The 13,659-nt window shown below is 63.9% G+C and carries 12 protein-coding genes and 1 pseudogene; 10 read left to right on the top strand and 3 right to left on the bottom strand.

Annotation, left to right across the window (positions count from 1 at the left end; all coding sequences use genetic code 11):
- Positions 1-41: 41 nt before the first annotated feature.
- A pseudogene (locus H7C86_RS35285) lies at positions 42-596 on the bottom strand (HAD-IIA family hydrolase); the annotation flags it as partial.
- A gap of 82 nt (positions 597-678) precedes the next feature.
- Between H7C86_RS35285 and H7C86_RS35290 the strand changes: the two are divergent.
- Together H7C86_RS35290 and H7C86_RS35295 are read left to right on the top strand one after the other, a co-directional pair.
- On the top strand, positions 679-1,824 hold the full coding sequence (locus H7C86_RS35290) for a CdaR family transcriptional regulator (RefSeq protein WP_019744477.1): 1,146 nt from the start codon (positions 679-681) through the stop codon (positions 1,822-1,824).
- Positions 1,825-1,980: 156 nt separating this feature from the next.
- Positions 1,981-3,234, top strand: a complete 1,254-nt coding sequence (locus H7C86_RS35295; RefSeq protein WP_182263357.1) for an FAD-binding oxidoreductase — start codon at positions 1,981-1,983, stop codon at positions 3,232-3,234.
- On the opposite strand, the gene H7C86_RS35300 is transcribed toward H7C86_RS35295, so the two are convergent.
- Positions 3,206-4,597 (bottom strand): amino acid permease, encoded by a 1,392-nt coding sequence (locus H7C86_RS35300; RefSeq protein WP_019744479.1) that lies wholly within the window; start codon positions 4,595-4,597, stop codon positions 3,206-3,208. The genes H7C86_RS35295 and H7C86_RS35300 overlap by 29 nt on opposite strands.
- A 189-nt stretch (positions 4,598-4,786) precedes the next feature.
- Here H7C86_RS35300 and H7C86_RS35305 point away from each other — a divergent pair, with 189 nt between their 5' ends.
- The 7 genes from H7C86_RS35305 to H7C86_RS35335 all read left to right on the top strand — a co-directional run bounded on the left by H7C86_RS35305 (position 4,787) and on the right by H7C86_RS35335 (position 12,260).
- Positions 4,787-5,257 carry an SRPBCC family protein gene (locus tag H7C86_RS35305; RefSeq protein WP_003941500.1) on the top strand — a complete coding sequence of 157 codons (471 nt, stop codon included), beginning with the start codon at positions 4,787-4,789 and terminating at the stop codon, positions 5,255-5,257.
- 34 nt (positions 5,258-5,291) lie between these two features.
- The gene (locus H7C86_RS35310; protein WP_182263358.1) at positions 5,292-5,744 is read left to right on the top strand and encodes a hypothetical protein; all 453 of its coding nucleotides are present in this window, start codon (positions 5,292-5,294) and stop codon (positions 5,742-5,744) included.
- Positions 5,734-6,753 (top strand): MerR family transcriptional regulator, encoded by a 1,020-nt coding sequence (locus H7C86_RS35315; RefSeq protein ID WP_182263359.1) that lies wholly within the window; start codon positions 5,734-5,736, stop codon positions 6,751-6,753. The genes H7C86_RS35310 and H7C86_RS35315 overlap by 11 nt, the downstream gene beginning before the upstream one ends.
- A 72-nt stretch (positions 6,754-6,825) precedes the next feature.
- Positions 6,826-7,539: a phosphatidylserine decarboxylase gene (locus tag H7C86_RS35320; RefSeq protein ID WP_003941540.1), complete on the top strand. Its 714-nt coding sequence runs from the start codon at positions 6,826-6,828 to the stop codon at positions 7,537-7,539.
- Positions 7,540-7,598: 59 nt separating this feature from the next.
- A complete protein-coding gene (locus tag H7C86_RS35325) occupies positions 7,599-8,429 on the top strand; it encodes a phosphatidylcholine/phosphatidylserine synthase (RefSeq protein ID WP_029254795.1) in 831 nt (276 codons plus the stop codon).
- A gap of 21 nt (positions 8,430-8,450) precedes the next feature.
- Positions 8,451-10,628, top strand: coding sequence for an AAA family ATPase (locus H7C86_RS35330; protein ID WP_182263360.1), 2,178 nt, complete (start codon positions 8,451-8,453; stop codon positions 10,626-10,628).
- A gap of 9 nt (positions 10,629-10,637) precedes the next feature.
- Positions 10,638-12,260 (top strand): amidohydrolase, encoded by a 1,623-nt coding sequence (locus tag H7C86_RS35335; protein ID WP_182263361.1) that lies wholly within the window; start codon positions 10,638-10,640, stop codon positions 12,258-12,260.
- Between the two features lie 90 nt (positions 12,261-12,350).
- On the opposite strand, the gene H7C86_RS35340 is transcribed toward H7C86_RS35335, so the two are convergent.
- The gene (locus H7C86_RS35340) at positions 12,351-12,503 is read right to left on the bottom strand and encodes a hypothetical protein (RefSeq protein ID WP_060939319.1); all 153 of its coding nucleotides are present in this window, start codon (positions 12,501-12,503) and stop codon (positions 12,351-12,353) included.
- Positions 12,504-12,701: 198 nt separating this feature from the next.
- Here H7C86_RS35340 and H7C86_RS35345 point away from each other — a divergent pair.
- Positions 12,702-13,659, top strand: a 958-nt coding sequence (locus tag H7C86_RS35345; RefSeq protein ID WP_182263362.1) for a DUF222 domain-containing protein, incomplete at its 3' end; no start/stop codon positions are given.

Here is a 13,659-nt window from a genome sequence, read left to right on the forward strand (position 1 = left end):
GGGCAGAGACCAGCAGCATGAAATCAGCACACGCCCCGCTCAAATGCGGAGAGCCGTTTACCCACTGCGGCGATATTTACACCTGCCACTTCCTCGAAGCCCGGCAAGTACGTTCCGGTGTCGATCCGAAGGCCGTCTACGGTCTCCCACATCATCCCGCGGTGCATCGCGACGACGGGCACACCGGCGAGCAGAAGTTCGAGCACTCGGCTCAGCGCCTCGTGGGTGAACTCCGGGCCGGCGCCGCCGAGAATCACGACCTCCGGATCGGCGTCGTCGAATTCGATTCCCTCGAGATCGGCAGACACGTCACCGTGATTGAGGACCCACGCCCGCGCGTCCGGGTAGGTCGCCCGCACGTACTCCCCTGTGAGCCTGGCGGCAGTAACTATCTGGCTCGCCTCGACCTCGATACCCGCATCGCACAACCCCTGCGCGATGAGCGTCGAACTGCGCGAGGTTGTGTTGGTCAGAAACCCACAGGCCAATCCGCGCCGCCGAACTTCGCGTACCGCTTCCCCTGCTCCCTCGATCGGCTGCCAGGACGTGAGCAGGACTCCGTCGATATCGAACAGAACACCTTCGATGTCGGCCATTGCACCAGCCTATATTCGCCATCGAGGTCCTGCCGAGGCGTCGTAACCCGAAATCCGTCGATCGCTCAGTAGGCTCCCACCCATGGACCTGCGCGACGACGACCTCTTCTCCGTTGCCGGTTCTCTGGCCGAATTGCTCGGCGCTCCCGTCACGATCGAGGACGAGAACTCGACTGTCCTCGCGTACTCCGGCGGCGAGCAGGCCGTGGACGAAGCTCGCATCGGCACGATCCTCGGCCGGCAGGTACCCAGCCGATTCCGCCAATTACTCTCCGATGCAGGAGTATTCGATCGCCTCCACCGAGAGAGCGATCCCATCTACGTCGACCTCGAAGACCCTGCGATCACGCCGCGACTGGTCATCGCAGTTCGCGAGAACGATCACCCCGTCGGCTCGATCTGGGTCGCACTCGCCGGAACACCGACGCCCACACAGGAATCGATACTTCGTTCCGCGGTATCTGTCGTGGCCGAGAGAATCGCCTCGGAGCGTGACCGGGTCGACAGCACACGCCGTCGCCAATCCCAGCGCGTCCAAGCTCTGATCGGCGGTGGCGAACCCGCATTCCGCGCCGCAGACGACTTGCGGTTGGCAGGCCCGCTCACCGTCGTCGCCGTCGGAACCGTTGCGGGACCACTGCCGGCGGGGTTGGTCGCCTCTTTGAGCTTGTACCTCGACACTCTGGCCGTCGACGCCGTTGCCGCTCAACTGTCCGAGACCATCTACCTTGTCATCGCGACCGACGAGACCAACGCTCGCCGATTGTCCGCCGACTTCCTCACCCGCGCCCGTGGCCGCGAATTCCTGGCAGTGGCCGTCGGTCGGACCGTGAAGTCTGCAAGCGAATCACATCTTTCGCGCTCGGACGCCGACCATGTTCTCGGAGCGCTTCGTCATGGCCGGTCCGGCGGAACCGTCGCGGGAATGAGGGACACGTTGGCCTCCGTTCTCGCCCTGCACGTCGCCGACATCATCGACGGACTCGGCGACTCCACACCACTCGGAAGCCTCGAACGTCACGACTCTCAGCACGGCAGCGATCTGGTCGCGACGGCAAAGGCCTTTCTCGAGCACGGCGGTGACGTGGCGAATTCTTCTGCCGCACTGCATGTTCACCCCAACACGCTCCGCAACCGCCTGCGTCGAGGCAAGGAGATGTGCGGCGTTGACCTGACCGACGCCGACACCCGCTTGATTCTGATGCTGCAGTTCAAACTCGCTCGCTGAGCAGGCGCGGCGGTGCGTTGTGCGAATCCACAACGAGGTAGCTCCGACGATGGCCGAACGGCCAGTCCTTTTGCCGCCCCCGCGATTCATGCTTGAGAGAAGAGCCGGATGTGACCGGCGTCTCGGTTCGAGCAGAGTCTGTAGAAGGAGTGCGTCATGGGAACTCGTCAGAGCCCCGATCGTGTGGTCGTGGTCGGTGCGGGTGTTGTCGGATTGTCGACGGCCTGGTTCTTGCAGGAACGTGGAGTCGAGGTCACCGTCGTCGATCGCGACGGCGTCGCAGCCGACGCGAGCTGGGGCAACGCCGGTTGGCTTGCCCCCGCATTGACGCTTCCGCTGCCCGAACCCGCAGTGCTCCAATACGGCTTGCGCGCGATGCTCAGCCCGGCGTCCCCGGTGTACGTGCCACTGACCACCGATCTGAAGCTGATTCGGTTCCTGGTCGGGTTCGCGCGCCACTGCACGCCGTCGAAGTGGCAGGAAGCGATGTCGGTCTACACCGAGGTCAACCGAACAGCCTTGGGCGCGTACGACGAACTCGCCGACGGTGGCGTCAAAGAGCTGACCCGCCTGGCCGATCCTTTCCTCGCCGCGTTTGCGTCCGAGAAGGACCGACAGACCTTGGTGGACGAGTTCCATCACGTCGAAGCCGCGGGCGGCGAGGTCGACTTCGACCTCCTCGACTACGACGCGATTCATTCGCTCGAGCCTTCACTCGGCCAGGGTGTGAAAGCCGGTTTGCGCCTGCGCAATCAGCGTTTCATCGATCCCCCGTTGTTCGTGAACTCGTTGGCGGACGCGGTTCGTGAACGCGGTGGAGAAATCGTCAGCGGTTTCGACGTCACGCAGATCGACGATCGGGTCGGCGGAGTCACTGTTCGCAGTGCACACGGTGATTCACGCGACGGTGACTCCGTAGTCATCTCGAGCGGTGCCCGCTTGAACAAGCTCGCAGCACCGTTCGGTGTGCGCAAACTGGTGCAGGCCGGACGCGGATACAGCTTCAGTGTCAAGCCCGAGCACCTCCCCAAGAACCCTGTGTATTTCCCCACCCAGCGCGTCGCATGCACTCCGTTGCACGATCGCTTCCGAGTGGCCGGAATGATGGAATTCCGCAGCCCTGACGCGCCGCTGGATCCGCGCCGCGTGCAGGCGATCATCGATGCGGCCAAGCCGATGCTCAGCGGCATCGACTGGACTGCGCGGGAAGAGGAATGGGTGGGATCACGACCGTGCACTACCGACGGCTTGCCGTTGATCGGAGCCACGAAGTCGCCGCGGGTGCACGTCGCCGGTGGTCACGGGATGTGGGGAATCGCCCTGGGTCCGTTGACCGGAAAGATGGTGGCCGACTCGATGACCGGCGCTCAGACGCCGACCGTCATGCGCCACTTCGATCCGCTGCGCTGACAGCCGGTTTCACCCACTTGTAGTACGCGCCCGTCAGCAGAACCAGCCATCCGGCACCGACGAGCAGCGCAACTCGGGTATCGGCGATGACGCCGAGCAACACGATGACAAAAGCCAGGAACACGATCGCGAAGATTTGACCGTACGGCCACAGCGGCACTGGAAACTTCAGTGCCGCTGTTTCGTCTGCACTCATCTGAGCGCGGGAACGGAACTGCGAGAGCAGGATCATGATCCAGACGAAAATGGTGGCGAAGGTGGCCAGCGAGGCGATGACGAGGAACACCTGGTCCGGGATCAGGTAGTTGAGCAGTACTCCCACCAACAGGGCACCGGTCATGATGACAACGGTCATCCACGGAACACCGTTGGCGGAGACTCTCTTCATCACCTGCGGGGCCTGGCCCGCATGCGACATTCCGAACATCATGCGACCCGCACCGAAAACGTCGCTGTTGATGGCGGACAGGGCCGCGGTGATGACGACGATGTTGAGGATCGAAGCGGCCGTTCCCAATCCGAGGTTCTCGAAGATCTGGACGAACGGGCTGTTGTCGGAGTTGATGGTCTGCCACGGAATGATCGCCATGATGACGGCGAGGGTGCAGATGTAGAAGAGAATGATACGCACCGGGACCGTGTTGACGGCTTTCCTGATGGTCTGCGCCGGATCCTCGGCTTCGCCTGCGGTGATACCGATGATCTCGGTGCCGCCGAACGCGAACATGACGATCGCGAAACACGCGACGAATCCACCGAAGCCCGTCGCGAAGAACCCGCCGTCCGACCAGAGGTGGCTGATTCCGGCATCGGTGTCGTGAACGCCGAATCCGAACACGATGATCGCGATGCCGCCGGCGATCATCGCGATGATGGCGGTGATCTTCACGAGCGTGAACCAGAATTCCAGTTCGCCGAACACCTTGACGCTCAACAGGTTTATCGCGCCGATGAAGAAGACGACAGCCAGAACCCAGATCCATCTCGGTACGTCCGGGAACCAGAACTGCATGTACAGGCCGAAGGCGGTGACGTCGGCGAGGCACACGATCACCATCTCGAACGTGTACGTCCACCCGGTCATGAAACCGGCGAGTGGTCCGAGGTGCTTGTTCGCGTACTCGCTGAACGAACCGGAAACCGGGTTACGGACCGCCATCTCGCCGAGCGCTCGCAACACCAGGTAGACCGCGATACCGCCGATCAGGTAGGCCAGGAGCACCGACGGGCCGGCTCGTTTGATGGCCTCGGCGCTGCCGTAGAACAGTCCGGTTCCGATGGCTGATCCGAGGGCGATGAAGCGGATATGGCGCGCTGTCAGCCCTCGCTTGAGGCCATCCTGCGTCGCGGCGTCGCTGTTCACTTCTCGGTACTCCAGTCGGATGGATCGTCATACGTGCGCGAACCATTGTCCGCTACCACCGCGCGTGTTCCCGCACGACCCTGTTGGACGGCCGTACAGTGACCTGACACACATGGTCCATTGACGGATCGCTTACGATCGACAAAAGTGTTTGTAACTTTACGTAGCATCAACTCGACTGGAGAGACTGTGTCCAACACCCTCGAAGCAAGCATCGACATCGACGCATCACCGCAGGACGTGTGGGCAATCGTCGCCGACCTGCAGCGCATGGGCGAATGGAGCCCCCAGTGCAAGGTGATGAAGGTGATCGGCGGGACCGTGCGTGAGGGTGCCAAGACGATCAACGTCAACCGCAAGGGCCTGCTGGTCTGGCCGACGTCGTCGAAGGTCGTTCGCTTCGAACCCAACAAGTCGGTGGCGTTCCGTATCGCGGAGAACCGCACGATCTGGTCCTACGAACTCGAGCCGACCGCTACCGGCACCAAGGTGACCGAGCGTCGCGAGGCTCCCACCGGAACGTCGAAGGTCTCGCAGTTCCTCGTCAAGACCGTCCTGGGCGGAAACGCCGACTTCGAGGTCGAACTCGTCGAAGGCATGAACGCCACCTTGAAGCGTGTGAAGAGCGAGGCCGAGGCGGCTGCACGCACCTCTGCTTGACCCTCGACCTGGTCGAGGCATCAGGATCCGTTCCATGGATCCCGTGATGACACAGATAGCGCAGGCACAAGAATTGGCGAGCTCCGGCGATCGAGCCGGGGCTCGCTCTGCGTTCGAGAAGGTGTGGGAAGAGATCAGCGTCGCCCCAGACGCGCTCCACGTCGTCTCCCTCGCGCACTACATGGCCGACGTTCAAGACGATCCGGCTCAGGAGCTCTGCTGGGACCTGCGCGCCCTCGACGCAGCCGATTCGTTGACCGACGCGCGAGCCCAGGAGCACCACGCATCGCTGCAGGTCGCCGGTTTCTATCCATCACTGCACCTCAACCTGGCTGCCGACTACCGCAAACTCGGACGCGACGCCGAGGCCGTCGAGCATCTGACGAAGGCCGAGGCGTCGGTCGGCACACTCGCCGACGACGGTTACGGCCGGATGATCAGGGGCGCTATCGAGCGACTGCGGGCAGAATTGATCCGTGACCACTAGTTCCGCTCTCCTGACGATCGGCGAGATGTCCCGGGCGTCGGCGCTCCCGATCAGCGCCCTGCGGTTCTACGACAAGGAAGGCGTGCTCGTCCCGCATTCCGTCGATCCGAACACCGGTTACCGCTGGTACACCGACGATCAGCTCCGCAACGCACGTGTGATCGCCGGTATGCGACGGGTCGGTGTTCCGATCCGCGACATGATGGCCGTCCTGACCGGGCCGGAACCCCATTCGTGCCTGGACGCCCATCTGCGCAACCTCGAGGACGGTCTCGCCGACGCCCGCGCCGAACTGGGGCGAATTCACCGGCTGATCGACTCGCTACCTGCCTCCGGCGGCGCGGACATCGACTCGTGGGATCTACGACGCGCACTCGACGCCGTGCTGTTCGCCGTGAACGAGGAATCGGAGTTCCCGATACTTCGCGGCGTCCACCTCGACATTCACGACGGCGTCGCTGCGTTTGTCACCACTGATCAGTTCCGGCTCGCAGTCGCCGAGGTGAAAGTTCACTCCGCTCTGACGGTGTCCGCCGTCGTTCCCGTGGCCTTCGCGCGATTGTTGCGCGATGTCGCCGGCGTCGTGACACTGACTTTCTCCGCGCGCACGGTGAGTGCGTCGTATCCGGGAGGTGAGGTGTCCAGCCCGCTGATCGAGGACGGCGAGTTCCCAGATCACCGAATCCTGCGCGAGCACCACGACGCTGTCGAACTGAGCGGCGACCACCTTGCCGCCCTGCTCAACGGCACCGGGGACAGTGCCGTCGTCAGCGTCGGCAAAGACGGTGGTGCGCGAGTGGATCCGGGTGGAATGGATCCCCGTGAGAGGTTCCGCGTACTGGTCGACCGGCAGCGGCTGCGCGACGCCGCCGCAGCCCAACCGGGGCGGCAACTGGTGATCCGAGTAAGCGGCGCGACGCTCCCGCTGGCGATACGCACGGGCGACTGTGTCGGGTACTACTCGTACTTGATGCCACTACAGCCTGTAGGAGAGAAGGCGTTCACGTAATCTATGGATGCTCTACCACCCCGTACTGTCAGTGCGACCAGCAGAAGACCTACCGAGTAGTTAGAGGAGCCTGTGGCACGCCGACCCACACCCCCCGGAACCCCGCAACCCACCGGGATCGGACATATCGTCGATCTGGTTCGCCATGCGATTCCGCCACTTCATCCCGCCGGCCTGCCGTTCGTGCTGGCCCCGCTGGGAGTTGCAGCTCTGGGCCGCAACCGTAAGTGGGTGCGCCGAGCCGGTCTGACCACCGCCGCCGCATGCGCCACGTTCTTCCGTCACCCGCACCGGGTGCCGCCCAACCGCATCGGCGTCGTCGTCGCACCCGCCGACGGCGAGGTGGCGCTGGTCGACAACGCCGTTCCGCCCGCCGAGCTCAATCTCGGAAGCGAGCCGCGCCCGCGCGTCAGCATCTTCCTCTCGGTTCTCGACGTGCATGTCCAGCGCAGCCCTGTCGGTGGAACGGTCAAAGAGGTCGTTCACCAGGCAGGCAAGTTCCTCTCCGCAGATCTCGCCGACGCCAGCGAGGTCAACGAGCGCAACAGCATGCTGATCGAAACCGCCGATGGTCACGACGTTGCGGTTGTCCAGATCGCGGGACTGCTCGCGCGCCGCATCGTCTGCTACGCCGGTGTCGGTGACGTCCTGCCGATCGGCGACACGTACGGACTGATCCGTTTCGGCTCACGCGTCGACACGTACTTCCCCGCCGGAACCACACTCCTGGTCGAGCCGGGACAACGCACGATCGGTGCTGAAACAGTTATCGCGCAACTGCCGTGAAGACGCCGAAGATGAAGTCAGCCGTGAAGAAGCCGGGAGCAGCCCAACCCGGCGCGAAGATGCCCAAACGCACCCAGGCGGTGCGGTTGTTGCCGTCCGTCATCACCATCCTGGCGCTGTGCGCCGGGCTGTCCGCCGTCAAATTCGCTCTCGACGGACAACCCGGTACCTCGCTCGCGATGATCGGCGCCGCTGCCGTCCTCGATTCACTCGACGGCCGCATCGCGCGACTGCTCGACGCCACCAGCAAGATCGGCGCCGAACTCGACTCACTGGCCGACTCCATCTCCTTCGGCGTCGCCCCGGCCCTGGTCCTGTACGTGACCTTGCTGGACGGCACCAGCATCGGCTGGATCATCGCGTTGATCTACGCGGTCAGCATCGTGTTGCGACTCGCACGTTTCAACACTCTGCTCGACGACGACGACGTCCCCGCGTATGCACGTGAGTACTTCGTCGGCGTGCCGGCTCCGGCCGGCGCACTCATCGCCCTCACTCCCCTGGCCGCGACGGCTCAGTGGGGTGACGGCTGGTGGTCTTCGCACTTCGTCGTCATCGTGTGGACGCTCTTCTCGGCTGCACTGATCGTCAGCCGCATCCCGACGCTGGCGATGAAGTCGGTATCCGTGCCGCCGCACATGGCGGCCGGCCTGCTCGTACTGGTGACGTTGGCTGCGGCCGCACTCATCACCTACCCGTACATCCTGCTGATCGTTCTCATCGCGATCTACCTGGTGCACATCCCGTTTGCCGTGCATTCGAAGCGGTGGGTGGCAGCACGTCCCGAAACCTGGGACATCAAGCCTTCCGAACGCCGCGCGATCCGACGCCAACCCAACGTCGGTGGCCGCCGCTCGGCCGCTCGTCTCGGATTGCGGCGACCCCGCTAGTCCACGACGTACTCTCGAGAGGTGACTTCGCCGGAACTCGCCCTCACCGTTCGACTCAACACCTCTGCCGCCGACCTACGCCGCGGGGTAGTGCGCTTGCACCCCGAAGCGTTGGCGGCGTTGGGCATCCGCGAATGGGATGCCATCGCACTCATGGGAGCCCGCGGCACCGCGACCGTCGCGGGCCGTGCGCCCACCGGAACCCCGGCAGGCACGATCCTTCTCGACGACGTCACCATGTCGAACGTCGGCCTGACCGAGAACTCTTCCGTCATGGTCGGTCCGGTGACGGTGTACGGAGCGCGATCCGTCTCCGTCACCGGCTCGTCCATGGCGACAAATTCGATCAGCTCGACGGTTCTGCGACAAGCCCTTCTGGGCAAGGTCGTCAGCGTCGGCGACACGGTCTCGCTCCTCCCCCGCGATCTCGGTCCGGGTACGAGCACTTCCGAAGCCACCCAAGCGCTTTCCCGCACCTTCGGCGTCGCGTGGACATCCGAACTGCTCACCGTCACGGCCGTCGAGCCTGCCGGTGGTCCGGTCAGCGTCCAGCCGAATTCGGCGGTCAACTGGGGTTCCGGCTCGGCGGGCACACTGACACCGAGTGCGCTTGTTTCCAGTCCGGCCGCCGTCGCGATCGAGCCTGCGCCGTCGGTTCCGCTGGATCACCTTGTCGGCGCGCAAGCGCAGGCAGCCAAGCTGACCGAGTGGCTCGGCCTGGCACTCGACGAACCAGAACTGCTCCGTACGCTCGGCGCCTCCCCGCACCTCGGCGTCCTCATCACGGGCCCCGCCGGCGTGGGCAAAGCCACGTTGGCCCGCTCGGTCCTGTCCTCGCGCAAACTTGTCGAACTCGACGGCCCGGGAGTCGGTGCCACCGAGGCGAATACCCGCCTTCAGCGAATCGTCGACGCCGTTGCTGCCGTGCGCGGCGGTGGTGTACTGCTGATCAGTGACATCGACGCTCTGCTTCCGGCCACCGCGGAACCGGTGTCCGCACTGATCCTCGAACAACTGCGCAGCGCCGTCGCAACCCCGGGCGTGGCATTCGTCGCGACCTCCGCCCATCCGGAGACCGTCGACGCGCGCCTTCGCGGCCAGGACCTCTGCGATCGAGAACTCGCACTTACCCTGCCGGACGGCGCAACTCGCAAGGCGTTGCTCGAACTCCTGCTCCGCCGCGTGCCCACCGGAACCCTCGAACTCGACGCCATCGCCTCGCGCGCACCCGGATTCGTGGTCGCCGACCTCGCGGCGCTCTGCCGTGAAGCTGCTTTGCGAGCGGCGACGCGGGCGTCCAAATCCGGTGATTCTCCGGAGATCACGCAGGAAGATCTTGTCGGTGCCCTCGAAGTGATTCGGCCACTGTCTCGTTCGAGTACCGAAGAACTGTCGATCGGCAGCGTCACCCTAGACGACGTCGGCGACATGGTCGAAACCAAACAGGCGCTCACCGAAGCGGTGTTGTGGCCGCTGCAGCACCCCGACTCCTTCGCGCGCCTCGGTGTCGACCCACCTCGCGGCGTGCTCCTCTACGGCCCTCCCGGCTGCGGTAAGACGTATCTCGTTCGTGCCCTTGCCAGCTCAGGTCACCTCAGCGTCCACGCCGTCAAAGGGGCTGAGCTGATGGACAAGTGGGTCGGCGCCTCCGAAAAGGCCGTACGCGAGTTGTTCCAGCGCGCACGCGATTCGGCGCCCTCGCTGATCTTCCTCGACGAGATCGACGCCCTTGCTCCGCGTCGTGGTCAAAGCTCCGACTCCGGGGTGTCGGATCGCGTCGTAGCCGCGTTGTTGACCGAACTCGACGGCGTCGAACCGCTACGCGACGTCGTGGTGTTGGGCGCCACCAATCGACCGGATCTGATCGACCCGGCTCTCCTGCGCCCCGGCAGACTCGAACGTCTCGTATTCGTACCGCCGCCGGATGCGGAGGCTCGCAAAGCGATTCTGCGTGCTTCCGGCAAGTCGGTACCGCTCGCCGAAGATGTCGATTTGGACATTCTGGCCGTCGATCTCGAGGGATACTCGGCAGCAGACTGCTCGGCTCTCCTGCGTGAGGCTGCACTCGCCGCCATGCGTCGGAGCATGGACGCGGCCGACGTGACGGCCGCGGACGTGGCAACCGCCCGTGAGAAGGTACGTCCCTCACTCGATCCCGAGCAGGTGGCACACCTACAGGCGTACGCGGACAACCGATAAGGACTGACCATGGCTGCTGATCTGGTTCTGTACGGCGACATCGTGACCATGCACGAGGAAGCACCACGCGCCCAGGCGCTCGCCGTGACGGGCGGCCGGATCACGGCCGTCGGCGCGCGCACGGACGTCGAGGAACTGGTGGGGCCGGATACCCGCGTCGTCGACGTCGGAGGTGCCACTGTTCTGCCGGGGTTCATCGAGCCACACGGTCACCCTTTGGAAGAAGCCATCGTGCTCGGGCCTGACGTCGTCGACATTCGGCCTGTCACGATCGCCGAGGCGGATGCCGTAGTTGCTGCCGTCGTCGACACGGTTCGTTCGCGAGGTGCTGCCGGCGCTTCTCTGAACGGTTGGGACCCGTTGCTGCAGAAGGGCCTACCCGATCCGACCATCGACTGGCTGGACTCCGTAGCGCCGGAGTACCCCCTCGTGATCATGCACAACTCGGGACACGTCGCGTATTTCAACACGGCGGCAGCAGTGCAGGCCGGCATCACCCGCGATACCCCCGATCCGATCGGCGGATCGTACGGCCACGACGCGACGGGCGCACTCGACGGAGCCGCGTACGAAATGCCTGCGGTGTTCGCAGTCGCGGGCCACGCAGTCACTATCGGTGACGACTTCCCCGCACTGGTGGCGGCCGAATGCGCCCGGCTGAACGCCGCGGGAATCACCACCATCGCCGAATTGTCGTTCGACCCCAAGATGCGGCCCGCCCTGGCAGCGATAGCCGACGCCGGACTGCTCACCACCCGCCTGCGGCTCTACGAGATGTCCAACGACGCGCGCACTACCGAGGCGTCACCGGGCGACGGAAACGACCTGGTGCGCCAGATCGGCATCAAGGTCTGGTCCGACGGTTCACCGTGGGTCGGTAACATCGCCACCAGCTTCCCGTATCTCGATACCGAAGCCACCCGCGCGCTCGGGATCGCCTGCACACACGGGCATGCCAACTACACCGGCGAACAGATCCACGACATCAGTTCCGCCTACTTCGCCAAAGGGTGGCAGATGGCGTGCCACGCCCACGGTGACGACGCGATCACCATGGTTCTCGACGCGTGGGAGCAACTTCTGAAGGAGCACCCCCGGCCCGATCACCGGTTGCGTCTCGAACACGTCGGCGCGATGCGTCCGGATCAGTTCGCCCGCGCAGCGGAACTGGGCGTCACGGTCAGCATCTTCATCGACCACCTGCACTACTGGGGTGACGTTCTGGTCGATGACCTGTTCGGCCCCGAATACGGATCCGTCTGGGCCGCAGCAGGTTCTGCACTCGCGGCCGGGCAACGGTTCACCTTCCACAACGACGGTCCCGTCACCCCCGCCAATCCGCTACGGAATATGCAGGACGCCGTCACCAGACTTTCGCCCAGCGGCCGCGTCGTGGCACCCCAGGAACGGATCCCCGTGGACGCCGCCGTGCGCGCCCATACGGTCAACGCCGCGTGGCAGCTGTTCAGCGAAGATCACATCGGGTCTATCTTTCCCGGCGCCTACGCGGATCTTGTTGTGCTGTCGGCAAATCCCCTCGACGTCGAGCCGACCAGGCTGGCCGACATCACGGTGCTCGCCACCATCCTGGAGGGTCGGACGGTGTACGGAGACCTGAGCGCGATCGGCTGATCGGTCGCCGAACGCCGTGGACAAAGGCCGTAAACCTTCTCTGCTCGATTTCCAAGGATCGTTGCGAGAACGGAGACGGCGCAAGTGGTCTCAGGGTTCAGTGCGGATGTCGTCAATGACCTGGGCAATCGCATGTTTCGCCCAGGCCGTGATCTGCTCGTTCGTGTCGCGGTAGTACGGCAAGGCAACCAATGCAATCGACAGAGCCCATGCGCGGCCACGCGTCCAAGTGCCCTCGTCCACGTCAACATGAAGCCGGAATGTATGCCGAGTGCTCGGCGTCAGCAGAGTCCATGCAATGAGGCAGTCGAGATTGCCTGCCGCAAATCGAATGAAGATCCGAAAAGTCCCAAAAATCGGAATTGTCGAAAATTATTGCATAGGAAGCATTTTCGAGATCCAAGTCTTGTGTTCGAAACTTTGTTCGATTAGACTTTGAGCATGGACAGTCGGGAAGCGTGGCAGCTGGATGGCGAGGGCCTCAAGAGTGAGGTTCTGGATCTGGTGCGTGTCCGGCACGAGTTGCAATCGCGGATGGTGTTGCTGATTGTGGAGATGTTTTCCCGTGAGGTTCTCGGCGGGAAGGGTTTTCGGGCGATCGCGCAGTGGTTGCATGGTTCGACGAATCTGGAGATCGGTGAGTGCAGTCTGCTGGTCGGTTTGGCGCGGTTGTTGATGCTCGAACCCGTTGTGGGCGATGCGTTTCATCGCGGTGATGTCGATGCGTTGAAGGCGCGTCAGGTGGCGTCGTTTTGTCAGCATCCACCGAAGAACATGACGCCGGCGGATGTGGACAAGGCCCGTGGGATTCTGCTCGGGTTGGCGTCGAAGAACATCGCGGATTGTGATGCGGTACGGGCAGCGATTCGGCGGATCGAGAAGCAGTACGGAAAACGCGAGGACGGCGTCCCGGTCGGCGAGGATTCCGAACGTAACGAGTTCTACGCCTCGAAAGGCTTGTACGGGCGGGTCACGGTGAAGGGCGATCTGGATGCTGTGAACGGGGCCCGTCTGATCACGTTGTTGTCGAGTTTGTCGGCTCCGACACCGGAGAAGGACGGCGTCAAGGACACCCGCACGCCGGCATTACGTCGGGCCGATGGGTTCTGTGAACTGTTGCGCCGGTATGAGCGGGCGGGGTTGGGCCCAATCGAAGGCGGCGTGAAACCACACATCACGGTCACCGCATCGGCGAAAGACATGACGGACCTGCAAGCTTTGAAAGACCTGTTGCCGTCCACCGAGGAACTCGGGTTCGCGTGGACGGATTGGGTGGGTCCGATCAGTATCGACACTGCCCGGATGTTGGCGTGCGACTGCACCGTGACGCGGATCTTGTTGGATGAGAATGGTGTTCCGCTCGAGTGCGGTAAGGAAGCGAGAACGGCGACGGTGCCGC

This window comes from Rhodococcus sp. UFZ-B548 (genome assembly GCF_903819475.1).
Lineage (GTDB): Bacteria > Actinomycetota > Actinomycetes > Mycobacteriales > Mycobacteriaceae > Rhodococcus_F > Rhodococcus_F erythropolis.